This window comes from Parabacteroides sp. AF39-10AC (assembly GCF_003635405.1).
Lineage (GTDB): Bacteria > Bacteroidota > Bacteroidia > Bacteroidales > Tannerellaceae > Parabacteroides > Parabacteroides distasonis.
The window spans coordinates 126,820-153,282 of the sequence record NZ_QTLP01000007.1 but is presented as its reverse complement, the minus strand read 5'-3'; the positions used below and the strand labels follow the sequence as shown (position 1 = coordinate 153,282).

Annotated in this window: 36 protein-coding genes; 5 read left to right on the top strand and 31 right to left on the bottom strand. The window is 45.5% G+C overall.

Annotated elements, in window-relative coordinates; all coding sequences use genetic code 11:
- Positions 1-20 precede the first annotated feature (20 nt).
- The 5 genes from DW033_RS08720 to DW033_RS08700 form a co-directional block, all read right to left on the bottom strand.
- The gene (locus tag DW033_RS08720; protein WP_022192586.1) at positions 21-782 is read right to left on the bottom strand and encodes a hypothetical protein; all 762 of its coding nucleotides are present in this window, start codon (positions 780-782) and stop codon (positions 21-23) included.
- Between the two features lie 25 nt (positions 783-807).
- On the bottom strand, positions 808-1,545 hold the full coding sequence (locus tag DW033_RS08715; protein ID WP_122382662.1) for a hypothetical protein: 738 nt from the start codon (positions 1,543-1,545) through the stop codon (positions 808-810).
- A complete protein-coding gene (locus tag DW033_RS08710; protein WP_122382661.1) occupies positions 1,535-2,464 on the bottom strand; it encodes a hypothetical protein in 930 nt (309 codons plus the stop codon). Before DW033_RS08710 ends, DW033_RS08715 begins: the two co-directional genes overlap by 11 nt.
- Entirely contained in the window at positions 2,461-2,793 is a 333-nt protein-coding gene (locus DW033_RS08705; RefSeq protein ID WP_229040513.1) for a hypothetical protein, read from the bottom strand. Before DW033_RS08705 ends, DW033_RS08710 begins: the two co-directional genes overlap by 4 nt.
- A gap of 89 nt (positions 2,794-2,882) precedes the next feature.
- Positions 2,883-6,818: a phage tail tape measure protein gene (locus DW033_RS08700; protein WP_122382681.1), complete on the bottom strand. Its 3,936-nt coding sequence runs from the start codon at positions 6,816-6,818 to the stop codon at positions 2,883-2,885.
- A gap of 143 nt (positions 6,819-6,961) precedes the next feature.
- Here DW033_RS08700 and DW033_RS08695 point away from each other — a divergent pair, with 143 nt between their 5' ends.
- From DW033_RS08695 to DW033_RS08685, 3 genes are read left to right on the top strand one after another with little or no spacing between them, the layout of a single operon-like run.
- On the top strand, positions 6,962-7,450 hold the full coding sequence (locus tag DW033_RS08695) for a hypothetical protein (RefSeq protein ID WP_122382660.1): 489 nt from the start codon (positions 6,962-6,964) through the stop codon (positions 7,448-7,450).
- Between the two features lie 2 nt (positions 7,451-7,452).
- On the top strand, positions 7,453-7,749 hold the full coding sequence (locus tag DW033_RS08690) for a helix-turn-helix transcriptional regulator (protein ID WP_057316554.1): 297 nt from the start codon (positions 7,453-7,455) through the stop codon (positions 7,747-7,749).
- 7 nt (positions 7,750-7,756) lie between these two features.
- Positions 7,757-7,999 (top strand): DUF2442 domain-containing protein, encoded by a 243-nt coding sequence (locus DW033_RS08685; protein WP_122382659.1) that lies wholly within the window; start codon positions 7,757-7,759, stop codon positions 7,997-7,999.
- A 144-nt stretch (positions 8,000-8,143) separates the two neighbouring features.
- On the opposite strand, the gene DW033_RS08680 is transcribed toward DW033_RS08685, so the two are convergent.
- The 10 genes from DW033_RS08680 to DW033_RS08635 all read right to left on the bottom strand — a co-directional run bounded on the left by DW033_RS08680 (position 8,144) and on the right by DW033_RS08635 (position 13,536).
- Positions 8,144-8,413 carry a hypothetical protein gene (locus DW033_RS08680; protein WP_008780367.1) on the bottom strand — a complete coding sequence of 90 codons (270 nt, stop codon included), beginning with the start codon at positions 8,411-8,413 and terminating at the stop codon, positions 8,144-8,146.
- A complete protein-coding gene (locus DW033_RS08675; RefSeq protein WP_057316556.1) occupies positions 8,392-8,910 on the bottom strand; it encodes a hypothetical protein in 519 nt (172 codons plus the stop codon). Before DW033_RS08675 ends, DW033_RS08680 begins: the two co-directional genes overlap by 22 nt.
- Positions 8,911-8,976: 66 nt before the next feature.
- On the bottom strand, positions 8,977-9,504 hold the full coding sequence (locus tag DW033_RS08670) for a hypothetical protein (RefSeq protein WP_057316558.1): 528 nt from the start codon (positions 9,502-9,504) through the stop codon (positions 8,977-8,979).
- Positions 9,505-9,508: 4 nt separating this feature from the next.
- Positions 9,509-9,895 carry a hypothetical protein gene (locus DW033_RS08665; protein ID WP_057316560.1) on the bottom strand — a complete coding sequence of 129 codons (387 nt, stop codon included), beginning with the start codon at positions 9,893-9,895 and terminating at the stop codon, positions 9,509-9,511.
- Between the two features lie 2 nt (positions 9,896-9,897).
- Positions 9,898-10,377: an HK97 gp10 family phage protein gene (locus tag DW033_RS08660; protein ID WP_034527431.1), complete on the bottom strand. Its 480-nt coding sequence runs from the start codon at positions 10,375-10,377 to the stop codon at positions 9,898-9,900.
- A 3-nt stretch (positions 10,378-10,380) separates the two neighbouring features.
- On the bottom strand, positions 10,381-10,680 hold the full coding sequence (locus tag DW033_RS08655; RefSeq protein WP_122382658.1) for a hypothetical protein: 300 nt from the start codon (positions 10,678-10,680) through the stop codon (positions 10,381-10,383).
- The gene (locus DW033_RS08650) at positions 10,674-11,012 is read right to left on the bottom strand and encodes a hypothetical protein (RefSeq protein ID WP_008780361.1); all 339 of its coding nucleotides are present in this window, start codon (positions 11,010-11,012) and stop codon (positions 10,674-10,676) included. Before DW033_RS08650 ends, DW033_RS08655 begins: the two co-directional genes overlap by 7 nt.
- Before the next feature lie 5 nt (positions 11,013-11,017).
- Positions 11,018-12,202, bottom strand: a complete 1,185-nt coding sequence (locus DW033_RS08645; protein WP_057316565.1) for a major capsid protein — start codon at positions 12,200-12,202, stop codon at positions 11,018-11,020.
- An 18-nt stretch (positions 12,203-12,220) separates the two neighbouring features.
- On the bottom strand, positions 12,221-12,829 hold the full coding sequence (locus DW033_RS08640) for a hypothetical protein (RefSeq protein WP_122382657.1): 609 nt from the start codon (positions 12,827-12,829) through the stop codon (positions 12,221-12,223).
- Positions 12,830-12,849: 20 nt separating this feature from the next.
- The gene (locus DW033_RS08635; protein WP_057316685.1) at positions 12,850-13,536 is read right to left on the bottom strand and encodes a hypothetical protein; all 687 of its coding nucleotides are present in this window, start codon (positions 13,534-13,536) and stop codon (positions 12,850-12,852) included.
- A gap of 244 nt (positions 13,537-13,780) precedes the next feature.
- Here DW033_RS08635 and DW033_RS08630 point away from each other — a divergent pair, with 244 nt between their 5' ends.
- Positions 13,781-14,017, top strand: coding sequence for a hypothetical protein (locus DW033_RS08630; protein WP_122382656.1), 237 nt, complete (start codon positions 13,781-13,783; stop codon positions 14,015-14,017).
- Positions 14,018-14,117: 100 nt separating this feature from the next.
- On the opposite strand, the gene DW033_RS08625 is transcribed toward DW033_RS08630, so the two are convergent.
- The 12 genes from DW033_RS08625 to DW033_RS08570 are packed head-to-tail and all read right to left on the bottom strand — an operon-like array spanning position 14,118 to position 23,061.
- The gene (locus DW033_RS08625) at positions 14,118-15,008 is read right to left on the bottom strand and encodes a hypothetical protein (protein ID WP_233554162.1); all 891 of its coding nucleotides are present in this window, start codon (positions 15,006-15,008) and stop codon (positions 14,118-14,120) included.
- Complete coding sequence (locus DW033_RS08620; protein WP_122382655.1) at positions 15,005-16,474, bottom strand: phage portal protein; 1,470 nt, start codon at positions 16,472-16,474, stop codon at positions 15,005-15,007. Before DW033_RS08620 ends, DW033_RS08625 begins: the two co-directional genes overlap by 4 nt.
- 35 nt (positions 16,475-16,509) lie before the next feature.
- Positions 16,510-17,280 carry a DUF2971 domain-containing protein gene (locus tag DW033_RS08615; RefSeq protein WP_147423673.1) on the bottom strand — a complete coding sequence of 257 codons (771 nt, stop codon included), beginning with the start codon at positions 17,278-17,280 and terminating at the stop codon, positions 16,510-16,512.
- A 31-nt stretch (positions 17,281-17,311) separates the two neighbouring features.
- Positions 17,312-18,757, bottom strand: a complete 1,446-nt coding sequence (terL, locus tag DW033_RS08610) for a phage terminase large subunit (protein WP_122382653.1) — start codon at positions 18,755-18,757, stop codon at positions 17,312-17,314.
- A complete protein-coding gene (locus tag DW033_RS08605; protein WP_122145152.1) occupies positions 18,741-19,229 on the bottom strand; it encodes a helix-turn-helix domain-containing protein in 489 nt (162 codons plus the stop codon). Before DW033_RS08605 ends, terL begins: the two co-directional genes overlap by 17 nt.
- Before the next feature lie 2 nt (positions 19,230-19,231).
- Positions 19,232-19,825, bottom strand: a complete 594-nt coding sequence (folE, locus tag DW033_RS08600; protein WP_122382680.1) for a GTP cyclohydrolase I — start codon at positions 19,823-19,825, stop codon at positions 19,232-19,234.
- Positions 19,780-20,325: a 7-carboxy-7-deazaguanine synthase QueE gene (locus tag DW033_RS08595; RefSeq protein WP_122382652.1), complete on the bottom strand. Its 546-nt coding sequence runs from the start codon at positions 20,323-20,325 to the stop codon at positions 19,780-19,782. The genes folE and DW033_RS08595 overlap by 46 nt, the downstream gene beginning before the upstream one ends.
- The gene (gene queD / locus DW033_RS08590; protein WP_122382651.1) at positions 20,309-20,644 is read right to left on the bottom strand and encodes a 6-carboxytetrahydropterin synthase QueD; all 336 of its coding nucleotides are present in this window, start codon (positions 20,642-20,644) and stop codon (positions 20,309-20,311) included. The genes DW033_RS08595 and queD overlap by 17 nt, the downstream gene beginning before the upstream one ends.
- Before the next feature lie 7 nt (positions 20,645-20,651).
- Entirely contained in the window at positions 20,652-21,353 is a 702-nt protein-coding gene (locus DW033_RS08585; protein ID WP_122382650.1) for a 7-cyano-7-deazaguanine synthase, read from the bottom strand.
- A complete protein-coding gene (locus tag DW033_RS08580; RefSeq protein WP_008780346.1) occupies positions 21,334-22,077 on the bottom strand; it encodes a hypothetical protein in 744 nt (247 codons plus the stop codon). The genes DW033_RS08585 and DW033_RS08580 overlap by 20 nt, the downstream gene beginning before the upstream one ends.
- Entirely contained in the window at positions 22,074-22,553 is a 480-nt protein-coding gene (locus tag DW033_RS08575) for a hypothetical protein (protein WP_057328779.1), read from the bottom strand. Before DW033_RS08575 ends, DW033_RS08580 begins: the two co-directional genes overlap by 4 nt.
- A 34-nt stretch (positions 22,554-22,587) precedes the next feature.
- Positions 22,588-23,061, bottom strand: a complete 474-nt coding sequence (locus DW033_RS08570; RefSeq protein ID WP_121962998.1) for a VRR-NUC domain-containing protein — start codon at positions 23,059-23,061, stop codon at positions 22,588-22,590.
- A gap of 134 nt (positions 23,062-23,195) precedes the next feature.
- Here DW033_RS08570 and DW033_RS08565 point away from each other — a divergent pair, with 134 nt between their 5' ends.
- Positions 23,196-23,378 carry a hypothetical protein gene (locus DW033_RS08565; protein WP_121963042.1) on the top strand — a complete coding sequence of 61 codons (183 nt, stop codon included), beginning with the start codon at positions 23,196-23,198 and terminating at the stop codon, positions 23,376-23,378.
- A 51-nt stretch (positions 23,379-23,429) separates the two neighbouring features.
- Here DW033_RS08565 and DW033_RS08560 read toward each other — a convergent pair whose 3' ends face one another.
- From DW033_RS08560 to DW033_RS08545, 4 genes are all read right to left on the bottom strand, one after another.
- Positions 23,430-23,768, bottom strand: a complete 339-nt coding sequence (locus tag DW033_RS08560; protein WP_224202508.1) for a hypothetical protein — start codon at positions 23,766-23,768, stop codon at positions 23,430-23,432.
- Positions 23,769-23,891: 123 nt separating this feature from the next.
- Entirely contained in the window at positions 23,892-24,911 is a 1,020-nt protein-coding gene (locus DW033_RS08555) for a site-specific DNA-methyltransferase (RefSeq protein ID WP_122378651.1), read from the bottom strand.
- 19 nt (positions 24,912-24,930) lie between these two features.
- Positions 24,931-25,167: a hypothetical protein gene (locus tag DW033_RS25310; protein ID WP_122378650.1), complete on the bottom strand. Its 237-nt coding sequence runs from the start codon at positions 25,165-25,167 to the stop codon at positions 24,931-24,933.
- Between the two features lie 166 nt (positions 25,168-25,333).
- Positions 25,334-26,452, bottom strand: a complete 1,119-nt coding sequence (locus DW033_RS08545; protein ID WP_122382649.1) for a hypothetical protein — start codon at positions 26,450-26,452, stop codon at positions 25,334-25,336.
- Between the last annotated feature and the right edge of the window lie 11 nt (positions 26,453-26,463).

Sequence of the window (26,463 nt, the reverse complement as noted above, 5' to 3'; positions counted from 1 at the left end):
TATATTAAAATGTTAGACAATTATACCTTTCGTATCCGGCTACCGGATAAAAATCTCATCACGCTACCGGCCTTACGAATGACCGGGGCAGTAACCTCAATGACTATCGTTTGGGACAACGAGGTGTTATGCGACGGGATAACGTGGATCGTGGCCGTGCCGGTCTTACGGACAGTCAAGTTTCCACGTGGGTCCACGTACAACGCATCACCGGAATAAAACGCCTGTTGAAATATCACATTAGGTAATACATAAGCTGGAAAAAGACTCACGGCTATCTTCTGGGCGACGGCATTCCCTAACGTTATCCTCTTGACATATTTCAGCTCCATACGGGTAGGGGCAAGAAGCGCTTGACTCATCAACGATTGCTCGGCCGCTTTCATGGAAGCGATCTGCGCATTGCCCTCGGAAATCATCGCCTCAGCCTCGACAGCGGCAGCCAAAGCCTCATCAGATGCTCGACCGGCCAAATCAGCCTGTTTCCCAGCCTCCAACGCTTTAGCGTTAGCCAAACCCGCAGCAGAGATAGCGTTCCTCGTGGCCTCGATAGCCTTATTCGCCTCCGCAAGGGCGGTCTTGGCCGCTTCCGTTGCCTGCGTACCACGGGCGATACATTTCCACCAAGCCGTATCGGTCAAGGGGTGGTTCTTGTTTCCGTCCTTGACACAGAGGTAGCAGCTATCATCCGTGACGACGAAATCGAAGGTGTTGTACGTACTCGCCGTGGCATAAACGCCCTTATCGACGAACGCCACCTTCCCCAATACTATCTGACTCATTATAATTCCTCCTTCCTTTTTTTGGTCATACGTTCAAATACAGCTCACCGGTCTCTTGGTTGAGCTTGACAAGGTTTGGTGACACCTCGTCCTCGTAGGACATCACCAGCGTCATGTCGGCGGGGTTGATCGTGAAGGTCGGGTACAAGACACCTCCCTTAGCGAGGATGCCCGTATCGACATACCTGTCCCCATCCAGATCCCATTTCCACCAGTTGCCGTTATCGCCAACCTTCCACGGGTGGTCGGCCAGCTCTTGCGCGCGGTCACCCTGTGTCTTGGCGAAGTTACCCTGCGTGTTGGCGTAAGAAGCTTTCTCATTCGCCAATTTCGCCGCGTCATTTGCGTTTTTAGTTGCGATTTCGGTATCTTCCTTGATCTTCTCTAACCCATCGTGAGCGGCATTAGCGTTAGCCGCGGCTTTATTGGCTAAATCAGCTGCGGTATTAGCCTTACCGGTTGCGGTATTGGCATTCCCTGTCGCGGTGATGGCGTTCGCCGTAGCCGTATTGGCCTTTGACGTGGCCGCCTCGGCGTTCAGCTTGGCGGTGTTGGCATTGGAGGCCGCCGTATTGGCCGCCTTAGTGGCGGCACGGGCGTTGGAGATCTCCGTGAGCATGTTCTCGTAAGCCGTCTGGATGGTTCCGAGGCTCACCTTCACGCTGGTTTGTATGCCGTCTATGATCTTGCAACCGATCGTGTACAGACCGGTAAGGCTGTCAGCCAGCGTGAGTTCTGATATTTTCTTTTTCTTAATCGGCATATATGTTCAAGTCTATGTAATACTCCCCATCCTCCGTGACCACCAGTTCCCCGGCCTCGGTAGCCAGCAGGTAATCGATACCATCCATCCGGAACACCGTGAACTCCAGCGTGAGGTTGAATGTCACCACCATACGACCCCGGAGGCTCTCAAGCTTCCAGCCGGACGTCCTCTTGTAGTAGCAGGGGTATTCCTCCACGTTGTAATCCACGTACAGCGAACGCTCGCCCGGCTGGATCAAGGCATCCAACAGGGCGTCGTAACAACTCCAGAATGTCGTCATTGAGCCGGCGATGAGACAGCATTTAAGAGTGACCTCCTTGCTATTATACACCACCTTGCCGGCATCGTAGATCCTACCGTCAACGTCCAGTACCGTACGGGACAGGTTAGTCTTCACGGTCGGAGATCTCATGATCTCGTCCCGGCCCTCCGTCACCATCACGCCGTATCGATCCAAGGGTACGCCGTCCAGCTCGTACTCGGATGGAGGAACATACGCTCTACCCTCCGGGATCGCCATGAACGAGGGTCTTACGGGCTGATCCTCGGCGAACCGTAACGTGAAGGCCTCCAACGTGTCCCAATCCTCATATGCCGGGCTCTGGATGAGTCGCAAGCTCCACTCCCTGCCCAGCGAGGGGATACGGAAGAGGTGATACCCGGACTTCGATAGGTGCTCGACGAGAGCGCCGGCGGATCTTCCGTCCACGCTGCGGACGAACGTGATGTTGAGCTCCCGTGGTTTCAAGGTGGGCTTTTCCAAGTCCGGCTCTATGCCGTCCTCGTCCGGCCAGTCGTTCCTATCCGGTTCCACCAGCTCGGGGAACGGGAGAAGGCCGTCGTAACCTCCCTCCGTGATCCATACGCCGAAATCGGTGTAGGCGTCTCGGTTGTCTATGTATAACTCACCCCTCATAAGATCACCACGGTATTATCCTTGTTTATCTCAACCTCTCCCCCGATATTCACCAGCAGGATCACGGCGTAGTCGCTCGCCACGACCCTAGCCTTGCCGCCGTGCATGAGGATCACCTTGTGAACACGCTCGTTATCGTCTATCGTTATCACCGCATCCGTATCACCTATCACGGCGATATTGCCGGGATTGGTTACGTACACGTGGCCGGAGTCAACGTACACCCCGTAGGGCATCACGTGACCGGCCATGCCACGGAACATGTCTAACGACGGGAAATCATTCTCCGCGCAAAACTCACGCCCCTGCGGGCTGAAGAACAGCCACACGAGGCTTCTCCAGTCCGTCACCCCGTTAGAACCACTGCATGCCCCGAGCGAGAGGGCCGATTTGATTATGTCGTTAACCGTCTCCATCATTATCTTGATCTCATTAATATCCCCTTGTCGTTAATAGTCTTTATACCGGAGGCCGCCGACTTGGTATTGGCCTCTATCTTCTCGGATAGGGCCTCTATACGTCCGGAGATCTCCGCTACCTTGGCCGTGTTCTCCGACACCTTCCCGGACAGGTCCTTGATCGCCTCCACGTTCTTCCAGCCCCTTGTCTGGAGGTCGTAGATGAAGCGCATCTGGTCGGCTATACCCGTCACTTGCACCAACGTCCTATCTAAAAATATAAGTTGGGTCGACATCTTACCGTCTATAACATCCGCGGAGTCCTGGGAGATGGAACCAACACCTTTGGACGAGGCCGTACGCCCGTCGTCCTCCTCTACCGCGTTACCGGTATTGAAATATTTGTCGGCCCAACCAAACTTACGGTCGAGGTCGTCGGCCAGCTCCTGCGCCTTCCGATCCAGATAATCCTGTTCCCAGTCGCTGATATAATCGTCGGACCAGAACTCGAGCAGCTTCTCCCGGATCTCTTTCATGGGATCGGATGCGGTGGCCTTGATCGACTCCGTGACCATGTTCCTTATCATCTTCCTCACGAGATCCTTGGCCGATCGCGCCTTGTCCTCCCCGGCGGCCCACGCGTCGGCGTAAGCGTTGGCGAAATCGTCGATCGCCGATTTTATGTCACTACCGAAAATGGCGTCCTTGCCGGCCTCCTTATTATCCGCTATGGTGTTATTGATCTCGTCTATCTGGTCCCGCCACTCCTTGATGCGGTCATTGTCGGTTTTCTTCTTGTCCTCCTCCTCCTTGATCTGGTTTTGGATAAGCACTTTTTGCTGTTCCAATAGCTTATTCTGCTGGTCGATAAGCTTGGAGGCATCCTTGGAATAGGCTTTCTCGATGGACCTGCCCAGCTTATCGTACGACTTGTCCAACGTGTCGATCTGATCCTGCAAACGCTGGATACGACTCTCGTTCTTCTTGTCATGGATCTTGGCGATAGAGGAGGCAAGGGATGTGACCACCCCGATAGCGGCACCGGCAGACGCACCGATCGGCCCGAACATCGCACCGGCTTTCGCCCCGTCCATGGCGGAATTGACCGCGTCCATGGCCACATTCAAGCCTTCGGCTATCTCACCGAACGCACCACCGAACGAATCCCCGAGTTTCGAGAAAGTATCAGAGAGGAATTGCCCGGACCGCATGATTTCGCCAAGCCCTTCCTCTATATCGTCAATTGCCTGTCGCAGCTTTTTCGTATCGTTACCAGCCTCAAATACGCCTTTCAGATCTTTGGCGACCTTCTCGTATGCCGGGCGCAACTTGTCCGCAGCTTCCTTGTTCTCCTTGAGCGCGTCCGAGATATCTTTTAGTTTATCGGGTGATTTACTCCACAGTTCAAACGTCTCTTTCGTGATACCGAAATCCTTGCCCTTGCTCTCATCCCAGACACCGCTTTTCAAGAACTCCAAGGCTTCACGCCCCTTCCGGTTGATGGCCTCCAACTCGGAGAGGGTCTTGTCTTTCATGTCACCGAACAACCGACTGATAGCGGAAGTCGTCTTGCTCGCCTCTATGTCGAGATCAGACAGTTCCCTTTTCATGGCCTCGGAAAGGGACTTACGCTCGCCTTCCGTCGTAGCCTTGGCTATCTTCTCGTTATAAAGAGCCGTGATAGCATCTCTCTTATCAAGATAAGAACCGTATTCTTTCAGATACTCGTTCATGGCACGTTTCTCTTCCTCCAGTTGTTCCTTATTCACATTAGAGGTCGATCGCTCCCGTTTGACGTATGAGTTCACCAAGGCTGTACGAATCTCCACGGTCTGTTCCTTAGTCAGTTTGCCGCCTTGAGCGTCTTTCCACTCTTTTTCCTTGGTAAGTATGGCGGCGATCTCATTGTCATAGTCTAGGTTTATCTGGGCGATCTTCTTTGCGGAGCCTTCTTTCATCAGATCGATCTCGGATTGCTGGTTCTGCCGGCGGAGGGATAGGAGTTCGTCTTGAAGCTTTTTTCGCTTTTCTAGTTCCTTTTTATCAATAGGTGTAGCTATTTTCGCCTTTTCCTCCTCTTGTTGGCTACTAGCTAACGCCTCCGCCTTCGTACGAGCCTTCAATCCTTGTACGACTATCTCAACCGCTTTATCATGCTCAATCTTCAACTGCTCGTTCCGTTTTCGTAAACGACGTAACTCAAATGCCTCCGAAAAGCTGGTATCAATCCAACTTTTCTTGTCTAGCTGGGAGATTCGATGGTTATTTTTTGCAATTTCATCCTCTATGGAGTTTACGGTAGCGCGCTGTTGGGCCATGGTTCGCTCATCTATCGATTTAGAAAGCATCTTATTAGCCTCCGTCATATCCATCAACATGAACTTTTGCAAGGATAGATTTTTCAGTTCATCCGGATAGAGGGCTTGTAATTTCTCGTATGCCTCCACTTTCTGTAACATGGACTTGTTATCGTCGCGCAAAGCATTCAATAGTTCATCCGTTTGAGATCTCATGCCTTCTATCCAGTCCTTCATCTCTGCGACCCTCTTGTTATGGGAATCCAACGCCTTCTCTGATGCCGTCGCCTGTGTCGCGAGCTTGAAGATCGCATACCCAAGGGCCGTAACACCCGCCACGGCCAAGACATACGGATTTGCAAGGGCAGCTTTTCCGGCGGCCAACATTGCGACAGCCTGTTTTTTCAAAGCACCTGTAAGCAGCGCAGTTGCGGTCGTATGCTGAATCGTCGCCAGTCTGCTCAAAGCTGATGTCTTGATATAAGATCGTTGCGCCACTTGAACCAACAAAATAGCTGTTTTATAAGAAAGAAACGCTCCCGCCGCATTTTTCACCAATGCCTCAACCCTCGATATCGTCCCCTCGATATCATTGTTCTCAAAAGCCTCATTAAACGCCTTGGCGATATCTGACACCTCTTTCAATATCCTCTCTCCCATTGGGCGCAAATAAGCCTGTACATTATTCGCCAACAACGTGAGCTGATTATCGGCGGCGTCAGCCATCTTCTCAAACGCAGCCTCTGTCGCACCCAAGGAGCCCTGCAACTCTCCCAAATCATTTGCTGCCGCCTTTGCATTCTTTCCAGTCAAAGCCAGTGTAGCGGCCAGGCCTTCATCCGTGCCAAGCATTTCCTTCATCTTGGAAGCGGAACCACCAGCCTTCTCATAAATCAATTGTAATGCCTCTTGGAAAGTACGACCTTGGAAAGCGGCGTCTCCAAGTTCTCCGGCGGTTCCTTGGATAGCGGCACGGATCTGTGTCATAGCCTGCGCCGTCGGCGTTCCTTGCTTGGTCAATGAAGCGACAGCACCCAACACTTGGTCGATACTAATCCCATACGCAGCCGCAATAGGAGCAACTTGGGCTATGGAGGCTCCCAATTCGCCAAATGTAGTCTTACCCAACCGGACGGTTGTAAAAAGCTGGTCCGAGACCGTACCGGCTTCCTCCGCAGACATCTTATAAGCATTCAGGATCGTTGTAATAGCATCAGCTGCCGTCTCGGTTTCCGTAAGCCCTCCCACGGCAGCTTTAGCCGAAACTTCTAGGATCTTCATGCCATCCGCCCCGTCATGTCCGGCGGAAACAATGCTATATAACGCCTTGGCGGCCTCCGGAGCCTTGATCGGTATCTCTTGGGTTATGGACATGACCTGATTCATGAAACCGGTCATATCATCCGTTACTTGAGTGGAAATGGTCGCCACTTCCAGCATGTTCTTGCGAAATTCCTTCTCAAACTCATACGAGCTCTTGGCCGCTTGCGCAAACGCCGTCGCCGCACTGATACCGATACCGCCAAATATATCAAAAGAGGTGATATCGCTTGCCAGAGTCTTGATAATTCCCATAGCCTCGCGTTTTCCTTCGTACAAGCCGGAGTTGTCGATCCCGGTAGCCATGTACAGACTGCCCTCTCTATTTCTGATTCCCATAATGCGTTTATGGTAAAATATAGGATAGCCTTTCATGTGAGACTGTCAACCGTTAAAAATTCACTTATAAGTTATCTTTTTCGACATTTTCTTTTGCCTTGTCGCTTTTTCTTCGTTCTTTTGTAAAAAGAAAAAAATTCATCGTGGAACTTGAGATTGTCAAAATAAAGCAACTGTCAGGAAAGAAGACTCAAATATATTCTGTCATTCTCAATCAAGAGGATCAGAGCGTTTTTGAACAATTTCTTCAGAACAACTATTCTGAATACCCAACCGAAATAGAAGATATCGTATCTAAATTGAAAATTATGGCTACAAAAACTGGGGCAGCCGAACATTTTTTCAAGCTAAACGAAGGGAAACCCGGTGATGGTGTCTGCGCCCTATTTGATAGTCCTGATAAAAAATTAAGAATCTATTGTATTCGATTTGCTAACGTTGCTATCGTTGTTGGAGGTGGAGGATACAAACCCAAAAACATTAGAGCTTATCAAGAAAGTTCTTCCTTAAAAAAAGAAGCTGAAACAGTGGTTCGAATATCCAGAATCATATCAGAAGCCATCAAAAACAAGGATATACATCTCGATGATAACGGTTTTTTCTTAGGTAATTTAAAATTGAAGGAGGAATAAATATGAACAATACATCTATTTTGGATACAGTACTTGGCAATATAGACACGAAAAGAGCCAAGAACATGGAAAGACGTATGATGCTTGCCGTAAAAATAGCAGAAGGTATCAAAAGGAAAGGTCTATCCCAAAAGGAATTTGCCGAAAAAATGAGTAAACGTCCCTCTGAGATATCCAAATGGTTAAGAGGTGACCACAACTTTACAACCAGCACTCTTTTTGATATTGAAGATGTTTTGAATATCCATCTTATAGATATCAACGAATATTCTCATGCAGCTTGTCCGGCCTCGATATAATAAAAAAATGAATGGAACACCCCCTGCGGGAGTAACAATGATTAATGCACACGGTATCCTCCTTTTCGTAGGAGGGAAGGAATATTATCTATCGTATGACAGATACCCTTGGTTCAGAAATGCAAAAGTATCGGATGTATTGGACGTGACCATACCGGACGAGGATTCGTTGTGTTGGGACGCAATTGATGTGGATCTTGAGATTGACAGCATAATCCATCCGGAGCGTTACCCAATTACTTTTCGCTAGAAGACACCGCTCTGGTTATCGAGCAGACACTCTGAAGATCTTGACACATTTACAGAGAACAAAAACCGACCAGCCTCACGGTTCGTCGGTTTTTTTACAACCAAAATCACTATGACAAACGTTCTCTACGCAAAGTAATATATATCATACCGGGCTCATTCTTCGAACCCTTTTCTTTTTTCCCGTATCGAAATCGATTACCTCGACCCACTCGCCATGATTATCCCCGGATTCATCATCGTCCACGAGCAGTGATTTGTTCCGGTCGTTCACCAAGTAACCATGTTCCCGTAGCATGGACATGACAAGCGCCAGATCGCTGTCCAATGTCCGCTCATGCGTATACCCGAACGCCTCGTTACATAGCACAAGGAACATGAAGCTACTTTGCGTCACCGGCTCCGACCTACCCAAGTCTCGTTGTTTTCTTGAAGGGCTATTATCTCCTCTTCGCTTAACGGGCTCACAGCTTCCAAAGCTATGATAGTACGAGAAAAAGGGTTACAACCCAGACGAAAGAGGATAGCGTTCAAAAGGATATACAGGTCTTCCCATGTACAATTGTCTTTCAGTACCTCCCGGAACCAAGCGGGCATGTCCCCTTTCTTGTTATGGATACCCAAACATACGATCTCAAAGATCAACTCGTCATATTTCGCCATCAACTCCGACAGTACACTATCAAACGTAACATCCTTATGAGCCACGATAGCATCCTTGTCCGCCTTGTCAATCCGCAAGAGTAACGGCCGTATCCTAAACCCGGTCCTTACCGTGATCGGGGTGATAACGATACTATCACCAACGTTCTTACCCGCCGGGATCGTCTCCGGCTTGAACTCGAAAGGAATCACGACTGACCGACTTGTCACCACGTCGCTCTCAATCTGTAGTGCTCGCTTTACGCTCATGATTTTCCTCTAAAATATAAGAGCCCCGGCAAAAACCGAGGCTCTAGACAACCTAAACAAAAAACATCATTCCGTGTCTTCCGATACGGCCTTCACCGCCCTGCTATACGGGGACGCTTGTTTGCCAGCCGCAGATACCGGTGTCATGATCGTGGCCTTTACCAATAAGAGATCGCAATTCTCCTTATCCGGGGCTTGGCTGATCTTCCCGAACACAGAGCACTTGACAAAGACATATTCCGTGAACTTACCTTGGTACGGCAGGCTCTGTAGCCTGATCGTCTTCAATATCGAGGGCGTAGACAAGGGAGCCTCCCATTTATCACCGGAAACGGTTCCCCCGCAAAACATTTTCATCTCGTCGCTCGTAGGAGAAGGGATAGTGAACTCTATACTGGAAGGATCTCCTTTCCGACTCACCACCGCCCAAGGATCCTCATGTCCCATGGACGTAAAACTAAGCTCCTTGGCGTCCGAGAAATTGAACGTCACCGTATCCACGTCAACGCATTGGGTGAACTCGGTACCGGCTACGCCATCCCCGGGTTCCGCAACTCCTAAATACGCCACATCCAGCGCTAAACTTCTTTCCATATCACTAATCTAATTCTGTTATAACCTCTAATCTAATATTCGTACAATCGAAGCCATCCTTGGCCTCGCCCATAGGCTCAGACCAGACGATCCGAGATTTCCAATACATCCCCAACGGCGGCTTGATATCCCGCAACACGAACCTCACGCCTCGTACGGTCTCTATCATCAACTGTCGATCCGATACGCCTTTCGAGGGTCTCTTGACGAAGATATTGATATTTATCGATCCCTTGTTGACATAATCTTTCCCATTCAAGGCCAGAGAGCGGATCGTGATATGATTTCTTTTCTCGCCATCGCCGGATTGATCCTTATACAGGATAAAGCCCGTACTCGCCGGCTCAACCGCATTATATACGATATCCACTATATCAAACTGATCTGCCATGTTCAATATCCTTTCTCAGCGAGTTTATCAAATAACGTTCGACTCTGTTTCTTGATCCAATCCTCGGCATGTTCCGTGGCGACAGAGATAACATCCAGATTTTCGATTGCTTCCACATACTTGGCATAAGGCATAGCGGCTACACCAATCAATACCCAGCCCCTTTTATAAAGAGGGATCAGCTCGGAAACCAAACGTTTCGCTTCCCTGATACCGGTCTGTTTATCCGTTCCTTCCGTGGATTGCTCATAGTTCTCGGTCAATATATCGCCATCCTTAACGATCACATAACCGATTGAGCTACGGAGGTTACCGGTATGATTCTGATAGTTCCCTTTTTTTCGAGCGATCTTCACGAACTCTTCCCCGGCACGTTGCAATAACTTGTATATCCGCTCTTCCGCCCGATCCACATAGTAATCGAACCAACGCCCTACTTCCCTATCACTCCACATTGGAGTCAAACCACCTTTCCTTGCCATAAACTACACATAGATTACAGAGTGAGTCTGAAACGGTTCCCAGCTAATGATATCCACATCGAGAGCGATACTGTCAATCCGGATATGCTTCGCGTTTTCCACAGGACGGGCTTTGGTCGAAAACTCACCATGCACGATGAACTCTCTTCCATCGACGTTCCGCTTCAACTGCTGTCCACTATTGGACGGGTAGTATTGCCCAGTGACCTCTATTTCCGTCGGTTTACCGGCAACCCATTCCCCTTTGACCAATTGACAGGATTGAATCGTCACTATCGCAGTATGTGAATATCGCTTTACCATCTGTTTCTCGCCCTTCCTTTGGGTACCTCGATCTTATTGCCTATCAATTCCGCTTTCTCCGGTTCTCCTCCCTCCCGGTATAGTCGTTTCGCCGTAGCGTCATACCATGCACGGGGATACGTGATAGAGAGCTTGTTTTCCGTGAAGTCCGGCAGACCGCCGACCATGGAATAAAGGTCGGCGGCCACCAGCTTTTGTTTTTGGATATCGATCGTCTTACTATCTTCTGTACCTTCAAAACCGCGTCCCGGCAAAACGACGTTATCCAAAAAATCTTCACAGTCAGCCAGACCGGGATAAGCGAGTATCGTATCTCGAATCGTCTTAGCCATGATTGTTATTCTCCGTTTTCAGTATCCTGAATCGTTTGATCCTCCGGTTCGACGGTTTCACCCAAGAATGTCGCCGGGATATCATCCGTACCCTCGGTATCCTCGGAAGCGTTCCAATCCTTCCCATCCACTTTCATGATGAACATGGCATCCGGATCATTCACGACAGGAATAGCGTTCGCTTCCGCTTTCGTCCATTCCTTGAACGGTTCCAGCTCAGACCATTTGGTTACCAAGATCCAATCCTGCTTAACCATGAGAGCGATTTTCTGCAAGGTAGCGGAAGACTCGGCGGCGATCGGCCCATGCTGAATGTCACCCACCTTCAAATCCTCCAAGAAGCATACACGCTTACGCTCCCAAGGATTGATCGTCTTACGACGATGGGCACTATCCTCGATACGGACAGCCGGGTTCACAGTAATGATCTTCACCGGGATCTCCTGCTCGGCCAGATACTCGTTGATGAGATTCTTTGTCACCAATATCTTGGAGGACGAATTAACCCATGCCTTTAACGTGTCGAACGTGGATTTCTGTTTCTTTAGCAAAGAGAAATCAGCCACATGCATTACAACGTAACGGATCGTCACCCCTTCGGCAGAAGCGGCCACAACCGTATCCTCAATATCCTGCAATCCATTGGCCGTTGTAGCGTTACTCCAGTCCGTAGTAGATTTACGCTGGTTCTTCTTCGGCATACCGCAACCGACAAACTCAGCCGTAACGACACCGCCATTGTTCTTTGCCGACAAATGGAAACCCGCACGGCTCATGAGCTGCATACACCACCATTCGAAACGGGCACGAACGGAGTTATACACGAAATCCTGATCCTTGAAACCCAGATTCAACAATGCCAACTGGTCCGCGTCACCTTGCGCGTCACGTTCCAATTGCTTATACTCGTTGTAATCGCTCTCGTTCATGCCACGCTTGACGGCTGTCTTCGGGATATCGCCGGACAGCTTGCTGATCACCTCACGGGTCTTCTGCGGTGCGGAAGCGTCGAAAGAGATCACGTCTGCCATTACCGGAGCGCCTTTCTCACCGGTCAGAGTCTCCCACTTCAACGAGGTCTTTCTTTTCACCCCGAAGAAGTTCGGGAAGACAACCGGTTTTACATGACGGGTATTCAAACGGGCCGCCATGTTCTTTTTATTCACTTGCTTAATTAAACTTCTTTCCATATATCTGATTTTAATGGATTACACAAAACGGATAAACGACATTAATGCCTTCAAGTCCTTATCTACCGGGAACGGCATACAGGATTCGTTTACCGTACCTCTTACCAGTAACCCGGACTGCTGGTTGGCTACAGTCAAGTCGACTTTATTCATCGTGACAACCAATTCGCCATCATAAGGCAACTTGGCGGCTTTCGCAGCCTGTTTGTCTTTAGCCTGAACCAATACCTGACCTTTTGCGGCAGCACCGATAGTCGCTTCCAACGTGATCGTATCAAACTCCGCATTACTCTTATCAATAGCCGTGATCTTATCGGACGCGCCTGTCAAAGCTCCACCAATCGTCACGAAGTCACCCACACCAAACAGATGGTTCTTGGCTACCTTATACGCTGTCGCATCGGCAGCGGCCGCTTCTGAAACCAACGCTGTTTTCAACACATGATACAGCCCCGTTTCCGGATCTTTCACCACGATCACGATCGGAGGAAGCTCGTCCAACGACTTGCCATTGAACAAAGCGTTCCGCAAATCCCGGCGGTCAATCGTCCCACCGCCGATCACATCCTCAATAATCTTTTCAATTCCGGGAGGATACTGGAATTCTCTTTCTCTTTTTCTGTACATAACGTTACACTTTTCTTGGATTATTCAATACCCAGGTTCACCACACCGGGATTATTTGCGCTCTTGTCGGCATCCTGATCCATCAGCTTCGCCCAATCCGCCTCGGAACGCTCCGGAAGATTCACGGAACCGGGAGCGTAATCACCACGGGCCACGGCATCATCGATCGCCTTTTGCTGGATTCCGGTAAACTCTTCGGAAAGCTCATTGATTTGATCCTCGATAGAGGTTTCCGAAGCCAAGTCCACACGTCCCAGCCAGCTATCCGGAAGACCGGCATCCTTCAACTGCTTACGGACTGTTTCTTTCTTAGCCTCGTTTGCCGAGTTGGTAATGGAATCGCCCACCTTCTTAGCCATATCATCGACGCTCTTCCTCATACTTTCCAGATAAGCTTTCAGTTCCGGGCTAAGATCCTTTAACAGTTCTTCTTCCGTTTTCTTGTTCTTATCCGGATCTTCTACCGGTTTACCATCCTTCAACCCATGCTTGGCTTCATAAGCGGCGACAGCGGCCGTTTCAGCCGTAGTCTTAGCTTCATTCTCCGCTTCTTGGATTGCCGGAAGAATATTATCCTTGAACAGGTCCACGAAAGCCTCCATCCCCTCGGCTTTCTCAATCTTGAACGTTTTCTGAATACGTTCCGCATACTTCTCCGGCACGCCTTTCGTCTTACATGCCGCCTTGATTAAATCTAAAATTGTCATAAGAGTTTTCTGTTTAAAATATAAGGGAGGGGAAATTTTTCCTTGCACAATTCAGAATTAGTGCTCATCTTTGCGGTGTCTATCATATTTAACTAAGGGATGTGGGCATTTTTTATGCACACACATTTATTGTATAACGATATTTGGTATTCGTGTACCCCTGTGTGGAACTGTAATGGGACCACAACATCCCTTGGAATGTGATAGACAGCAGGAAAGGCACGAATACCTTTTTTTATTATATATGTCTATCAATTCCAAGGATTCCAATGCCGCCAACAATAGTAACGGCAAAAGAACGGCCAAACCCTCCGAAATGGGTAAGTACTCCACTCCAGAACTGCAAGCCGCTTTCAATTCCGGTCGAGAGATAGGAAGAACCGAAGGAATGCTATACTACATCAAGCACGCTTCCGAGAACATGCAAAAGGAGGCTGAGAAGTTAAATTCGAAACTACAGGCACAAAAAGCGAAAGTATAATAGAGATATTACGTGGCAATTGAGTAAACAATTTAGAGGGCATCGGGTGTATTCTGTAAACTGCCACTTTACTACAGAATCCCCGTTGCCCTCATTTTCTTTAATGAAGCAACCATTCAGCGAACTCCTCATGATCCATCATAATCGGTGTAGCCACACATATACAGTGCGGATGCCATCCGGTAAACTTGAAATCTTTCGGATATTTGCCAGCCTTGGCATCACACACAGGACACGGCCCGTGATTCGTCGGCGAACGCTCCACCTCTATACCAGTCACAAAATCCATATTCTGCCAACGCTCGTAGTCGGCAGTACGAAACGCTTTATTTGTTTTCGTCGCAGCCAAGCGAAGAGCATTTTTATAAGACGAGCGATAAACACCCTGCCCCGGATGATAATCTTTCATCGGTTGGGATGGGACCAATTTGCCATTCGCATCCCTTACACGGCGGAAACGACGGTTGGGTTCGTTTAGTAATTGCCGTATATCTTGGCTGATCAACGCTGCCGGACGACCGGAGGACAAACCCGAAGAAAGATAATACTCCAGATTATCCATAGCTCCGTCCGTTATATCCCAAACACGGGAGGATATAGTTTTGCCAAATTCATCTTTACGCTTCAATAGGGTATTCAGCGCATCGCCATTCCGGGAAAACAACTTTTCCCTTAGCGTAGTGGATATAGCCATATCCTTGATATAGCCCGTTACCAGTTCATCCGCTTTCCTATTGCCTAAATTCCAGACTTCGGTAGCCGTATTGGATATATTGCTTACGAGCTGCGTATGCAGGTCATCCAACAGACGTTCGATTTGCTTCTCTATGGTAGCGTTGCCTATCCATACACGGTCACCTCCATGATCCGACCATTTAGCCAAAAGAGGTCCTATCCTACGGACAAACTCGTCAAACGAATACTTTATGCTGCCTTGTTGCCGGAACAGACATTGCAGGAATTGTCGCTCATGAAATGATAGTTCTTTCATTCTCCATATCCCATTGTTAAGCCGATCATATTATTGCGTTGCGCTGCTGTATCTTCCTCTTCCTCCATCAGCTTCATTTCTTCGTCCAAGTCTTCTGTTAGCGGAGAATGAGCCGTAACCGTGCGTTGGGCGTTGATCGGTTTACCTCCATTGGCAAGGGACAGAGTTTGCAATGTCTCGGACAGATCTTCCGGCAAAATGGAACCAAATTCCACATCGATCAGGTTGTTCACCAATTGAGGACGGTACTTGATGTTGGTAATATTGCATATCCCAGCCAACACGACCGACACGCAACGCTGAACCACCGGACCGAATATTTCCATGTTCTCACTCGCCTTGATAGTTGCATCCATCAGCATGAATTTACGAGCGACACCGGACAGGTTGCCAATGCCTTTCAAGTTATCAAAAGAAAGATCCGGCGTAGATGTACCAGCAAATTGTTCGTTTTTCGTTTCTTCCAATTCTTTATCTACAGATGGCTGGGAGCCAGTCCATGTCAGATAGTCCGCATCTCCATGATACTCCTTGCCGGATACTTCATCGACCTTAATGGGGAAATTAAGGTCTTTCCCGGTTGTTTCCTTAGAAGGTAAATCGGAATCGCCATACGTTTTCAAGATTGGTTCCGCAAAGTAGTCGTTAGTGTCGGCCATACGGGATAAACGCATTTCCCGCGCATCCATGATACCGGCAACCTCGTCCCATTCCGGTTGGAAAACATCTGCATACACGACCGGAATCTTTCCGAATAGATTGGGAACCTCTTTTATTACCCAGCCACCCATTTCATCGATAGCCGTAATAATCTTATCTGCTGTCCAAATTGTACAGCTGTTCCGGATCATACCATTAGAGTTCACTTGGTAACGATGGATAAAGGCATCCATATCGTCGTTATCATCGAAGTGGGGATAAAATTCAGAGAAAGTATTTTCATTACGAGGAACAGAAAGCGTCTTAACCTTCAATTCCGTAATCAATTTGCCGTCTAATCCTTTGGAAGTATACGGATAGAATACAAGAGCAGCCTTACTTTCAGAAAGCACCTTACGGGCGAACGACTTCAAGACGGATTGCATTTTCAATCGGCGTTCCCATACACGTTTGAACTCTTGGAAACCATCGTTCTGATCTGTTCCCGTAATCGTCATTTGCCCGCCAAACAAGAAGGCGACAGAGGTACGCACCTCCTTTTTCGGGAAGTTGGTAACGATACGTGCCACATCGACAATCTTGTCTTCCAACCGTAACGGTTCCCCATTCTTATCCTTCAATGTCTCCGAATAGACTGCCAGCCGTTTCGGTTCACGCCAGCCGACAGAGGTTTTACGCCGACGGCGCTCACCGTGATATTCTCTGTAATATTCCCTTGGTTCCCGGTATTCTATCGTATCGACACATAGCGTACTAACTACCTGCCCAAAATCTTCATTTGCAAGGATGTCGTTTATACTTGGCATATACTTTTTTAATAAAATATATGCCAAATAATTATTTACTTAATAAGTGGGCAACTTTCTATTTTTAGAGTATCAATATTCATTCTCATCTCTTTTATCTCACAATAAGGATGAACTTCTTTTAAATTTCTCACAAAATCTTCTTTATTAAAGTCTTTGTTTTTTTCAATTCGACAACCTAAATAAATTTCTTTTATAGCATCAAAACAATATATATCTCGTTTAGGGGGATTAAATGCAATCATCCTATATTCATGTTCATACTCCCAAGCGCTTGATTTCGTAGTCAACATTTTCACTATATACTCATCATAATGAGACCCATTGTTAGAAAATTCAACTTCTGGTCTTTTATCCTGAGGACAAACAGGTAGTATTTTATACCCCGATATTTCCTCTAACTTTTTAGCATCAAATCCAATACATACCCCTTTATGAGAATCAGCATAATGAGCCCACAATAAATCATTATTACAATCAGAAGATGCACAAAAGACACCGTATTTTTTTAAATCCTCTTTTATCTTGGGAGTAAAAAATTCCCGAATATAAGATGTTACAGACTCACTTTGCCAATCAATATCATTAAAATCTGGCATATCTTTTAAGCATGGATACAAATTCAGTACTTTTTCTTTAGTGATACCCTTATATTGCGGAACAATTTGTCCTTCAAATGGATCATTCAAGCTTTCAAAAGCTGATAGATAAATTTGACCATCAAATAATAGTCTTTTAGTAAATTCATTCAACGAACCATTTTTTCCATACAAAACTCTGTATTTATATAATATATCTCCACTCATGTCTCTTTTATTATTTTCACAAAAATAGTATTTATCTAGCTCTTGCAACCTGTCTAGTCCTATTATTTTGACACAACCCGATAAACTCTACATTCTCCGCAAGTATCGTCATACCGTCAGGTGCATCGTCATGCTTGTTGCCTCCCTCTTTCTTATAGCTGGTCAATGCTTTCATAAACCGGTCGTAATCCGAACCTTTCTTATACTCGCCTTCTGCCAAGAAATAACAATGTTTCTTGATCCAACCTGATTTCAGCAAGATGCGGGTTTCCTTATTGGCAGTTGTCGGTTTCGCCTGAATGATACATTTCTCGTTCTTTGCCTTTACCGCCTTACGAACATTGAGAGCGAATATGCGACCACCGTTGTTACTCTCGATACGCATATTGTCGCAACGAGTATCAAGGATCAAGGAAACCAACTTCGGTTCGGTGATCTCGACATTATCTTTCGTAAACAGCACATCGGTAATGAAATACTTCGTACCGAATACCTTGGCAATCGGAGCACAGAAATCATCGTCTCCCTCGTCAGCCACATCGGTAGCTCCGATAACACCGTCCGGTTGCTTGCCCTCAATATCAGCCAATTTAAATCGGTTAAGCTCCGATTTAGGGAACAACAACCCGATTGCCTCGATCGGTTCCTGCATATATTCGGCACACCAGATGGAATCGTCCGTTTCCTCTCGTAGTTCATGGTAATACTCTGTAGTATGTACCTCCTCACAAAAAGAACGGTCGTTCTCATCCAAGGCGGCGATACGAATGATCTCGTCATACTTTCCCATCTCCTCCATACGGCCGAGCACGTCAGTGGCAGACCAGCGGGTACCGATATCGATTGAGCAACAATTCCCTTCGATACGGGAATCATGTGTTCCCTGCTTCCATGACCAGACCTTTTCGTTATTGGTGTCAGATAGTGCATCTTCTAAACTCTTATACAAGTCGTCCGTCATAGCCAACATAGAAGCACCGAAGCCGATCACCGTACCGCCTACACCAGCCCCGAAGTAACTCACCTGCCGGGCAGCTTCCAAGCTCCAGCCATGCACGTTCTGTTTATCACCACGCAATTGTATATCTGGGAAGATTTCCTTAAACCGGGAAGAACGGACGATGTCGCGCGTGTCGTAAGACAGCTTGTTATACAGCGTATCGGAACAGCAGTTGCGCATGACCGACTCTTCCGGGAAGTGGCCAAGCATCCACGAAATGAACAAGGATGATATATAAGACTTCCCGGCACGTGGCGGCATGGAGACGGCCAGCCGGCGGATCACACCCGACAGATACGATTCGTACACCCGGGTGAAAGCATCTGCCACCTTCTTTAAGAACAGACGCTTAGCAAAGAACTTAGGGTCATGATATAAACAATAGGCCCAGAAATCATTCCGAGCCTCCCGTTTGCGCAATATGGTCGCCGCCTTTGCCTGCCTAATCAATATTTCTCTCTTACTCTTTTTCGCCACGGATAATTGCTGCTAGTTCTTCATCCGACATCGATTCCAATTCATCCCCCAGCTTAACAAGGTTCTCGACCTCTTTCTTATCACGCCACTTAGCCGGCTGCCGGTTCTTCAACCAAAAAATAGCGGCTGTCGTATCCGGAGGATAATGCTCGATATACTCTACTTTATCCGTAATCCGGCCCTCATTGGTAGCGAACTTCGTAGCCTTGGCATCGTAGCCAATCGCACGGCTGTAAAGTCTCGAAGCGACATTCGCATCCGCCACAGCCTTTCCCTTTTTTAAGGACTCAAGAAATTGAGGAAACTTCTTTTTCCAGCTGTTCAACGTTTGTTCTGAGACAGAGAAGAACTCAGCGATCTCTTTATCCGTTGCACCTAACAGACAAAGTTTTAGAGCCTGTTCCGCATACTCTTCTCTATATTCAGATTTACGCCCCCTACTTTTCTTTTTTACTTCATTCTTCTCTGTCATAATTAACCAAAACTAACGAATCGGGACAATTCTGCCCTCAATTCAGGTAAACTTCCATTATCAAAATAGAAAGAAGAACGCATTTTACCTTTTTTCTTTACACCACGCATCGACTTACACAAGTGTTCCCCTTCCAATACGATACCCATCGCTAAAGGTGGATATTCCGAACCTAACGCTTCTTGGATCATCACAATAATATCCTTTGCCAATCGCTCTTGTACCTGTAACCGTGCTGCACAATAATCAACGACACGACCAACTTTCGATATGCCCAGTATCTTACCTTTCGGATTGGGTATATAAGCAAACCAATACTTCCCAAAGAAAGGCATCATATGATGTTCACACATTGAATAAAATCCACCTGAATCCGCGATAACACTATCACAAGAAAGGCCATCCACGCCATTTGGGAAGACCGTTATTTTAGGCACTTGTGACAGATCATATCCACGAAAAATCTCTCTCCACATTCTTATGATACGATCCGGCGTTCCCTTCAAGCCCTCCCGACAAGGATCCTCGCCTATAAAAGAAAGGATCGTCCTTATCGCACATTCAATATCTTGTGTGTTTGTAAACTTAACTTCCATTTCGGATGCTCTTTAATATAGTTAATAACTTCCTTCGTATTCCGGCCGGAACAAGGCTGCAAATAATATACTCCCGCTGAATATTTATCATATTGCGACATATCCTGTCCGGTATAGACTACCTTCAGTTCATTAGGGTTGATCACGACTGTTTTACCGCCCTCTTTTGGGGAACACGTAATCCAGTCTATATTTACAGGTGGAACCAAAGTTCCATTTGTCTCAATCTGAACAAATCGGCCAGTGGCCTTGATCTTATCAACCAAATCATATGTAACCTGCATACAAGGCTCTCCGCCTGTCAATACGACATGCAAAGCCGGATAACGCCTTATTTCCGCAATAATCTCATCATCACTTAACATCTTGCCTTCTTTGTGTTCCGTATCACAGAACGGACACCTCAAGTTACATCCAGAGAAGCGAACAAAAACAGCTGGCGTACCAGTAAAGTACCCTTCTCCCTGGATACTGAAGAAAATCTCATTTACCTTTTTCATACCACGCTATATTATTCTCTGATTCCTGAACCATCACCTTAAAACATTGAGGTATCTGGTCACAGATCCACTTCGCTATATTTTCCGCTGTCGGATTAAACGATAATACCTCATTCAAGTTCTTATGATCTAGTTTCTCCTGGATCATTCGCTTGACATGGGCAAAGTCGACAACCATACCATCTGGATTCAACTGTTTAGACCTGCACCAAACGATTACGATCCAGTTATGCCCATGCAAGTTCTCACACTTACTCGCATAAGAGAGACTCAGACGATGAGACGCCGATATCTCTAGACGCTTCCTTACTGTATACATACGATTTTTATCGATAAAGAGTTAATACCTGTCTTATCTCTTCCTCCTCCCGTTTCCGGCCATACTCGCCAGATTCGATCAAAGGAAGTATTTCATGTTTTATATAAGATATATTCCAGCCGATTACATCCATGGAAAACGGATATCCATTCAACGCAAAAGCAATAAATTTACGGAAGCACGGTTTACAGTTCCAACATTCGTGCCCATCAACAGGAGCATAACAACTGAACGATGAACTAAACGCTTCACTAATATTACCTCCTTGAGCTATATATTGCTTCAACAACTCAGTCTTGGTATATGCTTTATAGTCCAAGTTTATCTTGATCGTTCGTTTCTCGGTCCAATGTTGTTTTTGGTAGAGATAGCCGAGTAAGTCCTCATACAACTCGGCAAATACAGGCGATTTATCAAGAACACGGTCACCGGCTGTCGCTCCCAAACAGATTTCATCGCCATAGTTCGTCGCAATACCGATCAAATACATATTCCTTAGAGGGATAATCTTATCTTCACGTTCCCACTTTGATAAATCCAATCTCTCAATGATGGTATCATCCGGAAGACGCTTCATTTCCTCTTTTGAATAACGGGTATTCATATCGACATAAAGCCTTATATCCGGTTTCCAGAGTTTGTCTATCAACCAACTATCCATACCTCCTGAATACAGAAGGACTTTCTTGTTATAAGTATCGTTCCGCATACCTTTGAAATTTTATCCACTCATTAAAATTGTGTCTATTCGATAAATCATGATTCTTAGCCCTCATCCCTTGGGGAGGATTACGATATATCATTTGCTTGCCATTGAAGAAATAAATCTGCCCAAATCTGGAACCGGACAACCAAGTCGTACTATCAACGCTATCAAACTTCAAAAAAGGAAGAAATATCGTATCTGTAAATCCAAGCCCATGAATACGGGTACCGACAGAGTGAGCTTGATCGATAAACCATTTTAATATCATGGGATTACCTCTTATCCGCCTACCCTCTTCCATCGCAGAGGTCGTACCGATCGCAACATAGGGATAATCTTCACACATCCGAATAAAATAATCCTTCCCCCGGCTTGCATGCCAAACAGGAATAGGCCGCCGCCCTGTACGATCTTCCAAATATTTACGGTAATACTCGACCTTCTCCAGCCCTACAACAACATCTATATCCAGCTCAAAGAAGCGTTGAATGTTATTTTTCAGAACAAAGTCAGCATATTTCTTGACATAGCCATCCCAATCAAAACTGTTATTCTTTCCGGAAAAGGCTGAAAACGCACCGCTATCAAGAATATGTTTCTCTTGACAGACATAACCTCCATAATGTCCCGATTTATGCTCCCAAAAAGAACTTAAGAGATAGATATCTTTCGTGTCAAGGTTCCATCGTTTGGCACAAGGTTTATAACCGGCAAGATATAAGATCATAGCTCTATTTCCTTTCCGCAATGAGGGCAAACCATCGTCTTTCTCTTATTCTCTACTTTATCTGCTCCCTCAAAAAAACGATCCACATCCGTCGGCATATCATCAAATGGAAGCTCCAACTCCCAATCACCAAGTTCGTCAATACTGAAATCTTCAACTACGGCTGCAAAATCGAACATAGAAGTGTCCGATGTATGGTTATCAGCCAAAGCCAAAAGCTTTCTTTTTTCATCTTCTGTAGACAAATCCGTTCTCCTGATCGCTATCAGTTCATTCCCGTCAGACTCTACAACCCGAACCTTTAACCCAAGTTCCAAAGCCTGCTCATAAACGCCATTTCCGGCAATAATAACATCGTTCTTATCCAATAGAATAGAACGACCCGTTCCGCAGTCCTCCAGGCTCTTTTTAATAAGCCGTTTATTCTTATCTGTGTGGATGCGATAATTCCGAGGGTCATACTTCAATTCTGTCATAACTTTTATTCTAAAATATAACAGGGGTAATCAATTAACACAAATACAGTTGCAATTCCCGGATAGCCTGTTCCACGCTCCGAACAATCACATACTTACTACCTGCCATTTCAACTTGGCGTTGGTATTCTTTTTGATCGGGAGATTGTTTTCCCGTCGATGTCTTGAACTCCAAACAAAGGGAAGCATACCCCTTTTTCGGTATCTGAAGGATCACATCAGCTACACCTCGTTTAACGCCTTGGCGCTTCATATTAGCCGCTTCTATTTTATGCCGGCTACCACCGTTCGGGACTGCAAAAAGGAGCCGATCCGGTAGGTTCGGGAAGAATAAAGGAACCTTATTGAAAAACTCCGACTGAATCCGAGCTTCTTCGTTGTCATGATGCTGTTTTGATTTAGGAGGGATCTTTTTATCAGAATAGCAGTTATAACAGATATGGCCTTCTTCTGTTTTGATCACAGAAACCGTTTCTCGGCCACAGGCTATACATTTTTGCGTTTTCATATCTTAGTTTCATATAAGATATAAAGGGCATGAAGAAAGTCCTCAAGATCACCAAGGACTTTTTTACGAGATTTGAGCTATTTACCCCTTCAATTATTATATATTTGTATTCTATTAATATTAAATCATTTCTTATGAAAGCAAAATATTTACTTGCAATTTTCATTATTGCTATGGGACTTAGTTTCTCATCTTGTGCAACACATGTTCATGTGAAATCCAAACCAAACAAGGTTAAGACTATTCCACCAGGACAAGCTAAAAAGATCACAGGTGAAAAATCCGCTAAGCGACACGCCCCAGGACATAACAAATAATCTTTTGTGGAGCTATCTGTTGTTTTTAGATAGCTCCTTTCTTTTTAGTTATTAGTTAATCCGATTGCCTAATTTCAAAATAAAAACTTTATAATCTGGCGCACCCCATTCCGAACGACCTTTGCCAATAGAAATGCTATTCAATTTGAATAACATAGTTCGTTTTGTATATCCGTAACGAAAACGAACAGCATCATAAAGCTTAAAGGAAGGCTTACAACAATATTTACACTTTTCGGGAATATAGATTCTGCAATCCGTGTTTTTATCATAGCAAACATAAAATCTTTTAGCCCAATAGCTATTATGTTCTCGATACTCCTCTTTTTTCTCACCGGATTCTATCATATCATACCATATAGCCTTTAATGGTAAATCAAGTATATTCATTTCTTTTTAATTTTTAATCAATTATCAAAATCTCTCTATACGAGATGTATATCTCCTGTGATACCGTATTTTCATCATGACACCAACACAACTTTACGCATTTCCATATCTCAGCTATTTTTATTATTGAAATATTCCTAACTCTTTTTTCATTCTATTTTCAGCCAACCGCACATAGTCTTTGTTTATCTCAAATCCTATATAATTGCGGTTCAATTTCCGGGAAACGATTGCCGTTGTACCGGAACCCATAAAAGGGTCAAGAACAACGCCATCTTCCGGGCATCCTGCTTTTATACAGTCAACAATGAGAGCTGGGGGAAACACTGCAAAATGAGCATCATGGAAGGCCGATGTACTCACTACCCAGACAGAACGTTTATTTGCTTTGTCCGTATATTCATACTCACGATTCGTACTGGCTCGATACATGGGGTCATCTTCCGTCATATCAGAAAAATTTCTTTTGCGGCCACCAATAACGGCTTTCATATTTCCGTTAGCTTTCAGAGTACGAGAGGATCCTACCTGGTTATCGACATCTTGCCTTATTCTACGCATTGTAGACTCTCTTGCCGGAACTTTTATCGCATCTGCATCAAAGTAGTACAACCGGGATTTACTCAATAGGAAGATATATTCGTGAGATTTAGTACAACGGTCCCTAACACTCTCCGGCATCGGATTAGGTTTGCTCCAAATAATATCTTGACGCAAATACCAACCATCAGCCCTAAGAGCAAAGGCCAGCATCCAAGGAATACCTATCAAATCTTTAGGTTTGCAGTTTGTGCATTGTTTTACCAACGTTGCCTTACCAAGTGTCCCCCGGTTCGTACCTTGCTTATAATTCATTGCATTGTCCGGAAACTGTGCAGCACCTTTCATGGAACCGGCATAGCTATCACCAATATTCACCCACAGAGTACCATCATTCGTTAACACCCGCCGAACTTCCCGGAACACTTCAACCAACTTCCCAATATATTCTTCCGGTGTAGCTTCAAGCCCTATCTGTTCATCATTTCCATAATCACGCAAACCGTAATATGGAGGTGATGTAATACAACAGTTTACGCTATTTTCCGGTAGACATTTTAGTCCTAATCGACATTCCGAGTTATATATTACATTTACATCCATTATGCTCAGTTCTTCTTAGTTATGATTCAGATAAATATTTTATCAAACTCTCTTTGTCTTTAAAAAGTCTTTTATCCCATTTAGGATAATTGTTTCTGGGTACACTAAGTCCATCTGACAGCTTATAAACCATAAGGAAAATATCATCAGCATAGGATATTTCGATGATTATTTTGCTTATAGTTGAATGAACAATGCAATCCCCGCTTAGATAGCATACGCTATCTCCTACGTTAAACTCAGTATCTATATTCATACCTTTATAGAAAAAACTTTCATGTATTCGCAATCCTCATCACATACCCCAGACCTTAACGCACAATGGGGAATATTGGAGCCAAACTTATACTCGAAGTTATAACATAGCTTCTTATACGCCTCTCGTTTGGCTTTCTCTCTGTCAACAGCTAATAAACCAATGTTCATTTGTTTTCTCCTTTCATCAATTGTTCAATAGTAATAGGAATTACACGAGAAACAGCATAATAAGCATTATTCGTCAATTGGCGTTGCCATGCCGAAAAACGGGGTGACCAACGAAAACCGTTATGTTTGAGATTTGAAATAACGTCCGGTTGCGGCTTTGTGTCAAAAACTATCTGCACCCTGTTCTCGGAATAGTTTTTGATTACCCGGCCACCATCAAAAAGTATTTCCACATCTTTTTGGTTCTCTTTTTCTGCCTGTTTTGATATAGATTGATTTGCAAGTTCAGCGAGTTTCCAGAATTTATGGCGATTGGTAAAAATTGGTTTAACTCGACTTTCGTTTAAGGATCTGACATATTCAATCGCTTTGTTCATCAAATCGACCTTTCCGTTTCTTGCAATCGTTTCCAGCTTATTATATAAATTGGTTGGTAAAAAATGCTCATCGATCATTCTCTTTACACGCATCCACTCTTCCTCCGCTTTCTGATCTTCCGGTTTTGCCTCCTCTATCCTTCGAGCTATCGACTTGAGCGCTTTTTCTCTCCACGCTCTAAATTCATTGACAGCATTGTCATAGTAATTATTCATCTTCTCATTTCGTCTTGACGGAAAACGGGCTGGCCCTGTTATCATGGCGCTCATTATACGAGAATGCTTATTGAACAATATTTGAACCCATTCTTTGTACTTAGCTATATATCGCTCTCTTTCTTTTTCCGGCATTGTTTTTATATCATCATTGAGCTCTTCTTCGTACATGCGTATGTGATACGATCCACGTTCCTCCGGACTGAAACTTGTAGCATAAAAAGCATCGCAAGCGCATTTCCAAAACTCCTCAAGGTTTACCTCATATTTCCACTCTACAACCGACCAAAGACCTAAGTCTTTGTCATTAATAACAACCGCCTCATTATCGGAAATACAGACTGCAGTATGCACATAGTCGCAACGCATTAAATTATCACTCAACTTTTTACCTCTCCAGTTAAAAAGCCATTCACCCTGTTCTGGTTTCGCTATATTCACCACTTTTAATGCACGGTGACAGTTCTTTTTTGACAGCAGAATCTGTTCGACATTGCCTGCCAGTATTTTATTTTCTTGCATTATAGTTCCTT

Coding starts and splice junctions, on each gene's coding strand:
- DW033_RS08710 (WP_122382661.1), bottom strand. CDS start 2,464: ATGAGGGGTGAGTTATACATAGACAACCGAGACGCCTACACCGATTTC.
- DW033_RS08650 (WP_008780361.1), bottom strand. CDS start 11,012: ATGGCTAAGACGATTCGAGATACGATACTCGCTTATCCCGGTCTGGCT.
- DW033_RS08635 (WP_057316685.1), bottom strand. CDS start 13,536: ATGACAATTTTAGATTTAATCAAGGCGGCATGTAAGACGAAAGGCGTG.
- DW033_RS08560 (WP_224202508.1), bottom strand. CDS start 23,768: ATGAATATACTTGATTTACCATTAAAGGCTATATGGTATGATATGATA.
- DW033_RS08645 (WP_057316565.1), bottom strand. CDS start 12,202: ATGGAAAGAAGTTTAATTAAGCAAGTGAATAAAAAGAACATGGCGGCC.
- DW033_RS08565 (WP_121963042.1), top strand. CDS start 23,196: ATGAAAGCAAAATATTTACTTGCAATTTTCATTATTGCTATGGGACTT.
- DW033_RS08580 (WP_008780346.1), bottom strand. CDS start 22,077: ATGATCTTATATCTTGCCGGTTATAAACCTTGTGCCAAACGATGGAAC.
- DW033_RS08655 (WP_122382658.1), bottom strand. CDS start 10,680: ATGGTAAAGCGATATTCACATACTGCGATAGTGACGATTCAATCCTGT.
- queD (WP_122382651.1), bottom strand. CDS start 20,644: ATGTATACAGTAAGGAAGCGTCTAGAGATATCGGCGTCTCATCGTCTG.
- DW033_RS08575 (WP_057328779.1), bottom strand. CDS start 22,553: ATGACAGAATTGAAGTATGACCCTCGGAATTATCGCATCCACACAGAT.
- DW033_RS08665 (WP_057316560.1), bottom strand. CDS start 9,895: ATGGCAGATCAGTTTGATATAGTGGATATCGTATATAATGCGGTTGAG.
- DW033_RS25310 (WP_122378650.1), bottom strand. CDS start 25,167: ATGAATATAGATACTGAGTTTAACGTAGGAGATAGCGTATGCTATCTA.
- DW033_RS08620 (WP_122382655.1), bottom strand. CDS start 16,474: ATGCCAAGTATAAACGACATCCTTGCAAATGAAGATTTTGGGCAGGTA.
- DW033_RS08700 (WP_122382681.1), bottom strand. CDS start 6,818: ATGGGAATCAGAAATAGAGAGGGCAGTCTGTACATGGCTACCGGGATC.
- DW033_RS08640 (WP_122382657.1), bottom strand. CDS start 12,829: ATGTACAGAAAAAGAGAAAGAGAATTCCAGTATCCTCCCGGAATTGAA.
- DW033_RS08660 (WP_034527431.1), bottom strand. CDS start 10,377: ATGGCAAGGAAAGGTGGTTTGACTCCAATGTGGAGTGATAGGGAAGTA.
- DW033_RS08615 (WP_147423673.1), bottom strand. CDS start 17,280: ATGAGTGGAGATATATTATATAAATACAGAGTTTTGTATGGAAAAAAT.
- DW033_RS08555 (WP_122378651.1), bottom strand. CDS start 24,911: ATGGATGTAAATGTAATATATAACTCGGAATGTCGATTAGGACTAAAA.
- DW033_RS08690 (WP_057316554.1), top strand. CDS start 7,453: ATGAACAATACATCTATTTTGGATACAGTACTTGGCAATATAGACACG.
- DW033_RS08625 (WP_233554162.1), bottom strand. CDS start 15,008: ATGAAAGAACTATCATTTCATGAGCGACAATTCCTGCAATGTCTGTTC.
- DW033_RS08545 (WP_122382649.1), bottom strand. CDS start 26,452: ATGCAAGAAAATAAAATACTGGCAGGCAATGTCGAACAGATTCTGCTG.
- DW033_RS08675 (WP_057316556.1), bottom strand. CDS start 8,910: ATGAGCGTAAAGCGAGCACTACAGATTGAGAGCGACGTGGTGACAAGT.
- DW033_RS08630 (WP_122382656.1), top strand. CDS start 13,781: ATGTCTATCAATTCCAAGGATTCCAATGCCGCCAACAATAGTAACGGC.
- DW033_RS08605 (WP_122145152.1), bottom strand. CDS start 19,229: ATGACAGAGAAGAATGAAGTAAAAAAGAAAAGTAGGGGGCGTAAATCT.
- folE (WP_122382680.1), bottom strand. CDS start 19,825: ATGGAAGTTAAGTTTACAAACACACAAGATATTGAATGTGCGATAAGG.
- DW033_RS08720 (WP_022192586.1), bottom strand. CDS start 782: ATGAGTCAGATAGTATTGGGGAAGGTGGCGTTCGTCGATAAGGGCGTT.
- DW033_RS08595 (WP_122382652.1), bottom strand. CDS start 20,325: ATGAAAAAGGTAAATGAGATTTTCTTCAGTATCCAGGGAGAAGGGTAC.
- DW033_RS08585 (WP_122382650.1), bottom strand. CDS start 21,353: ATGCGGAACGATACTTATAACAAGAAAGTCCTTCTGTATTCAGGAGGT.
- DW033_RS08715 (WP_122382662.1), bottom strand. CDS start 1,545: ATGCCGATTAAGAAAAAGAAAATATCAGAACTCACGCTGGCTGACAGC.
- DW033_RS08685 (WP_122382659.1), top strand. CDS start 7,757: ATGAATGGAACACCCCCTGCGGGAGTAACAATGATTAATGCACACGGT.
- DW033_RS08570 (WP_121962998.1), bottom strand. CDS start 23,061: ATGAAAACGCAAAAATGTATAGCCTGTGGCCGAGAAACGGTTTCTGTG.
- DW033_RS08670 (WP_057316558.1), bottom strand. CDS start 9,504: ATGGAAAGAAGTTTAGCGCTGGATGTGGCGTATTTAGGAGTTGCGGAA.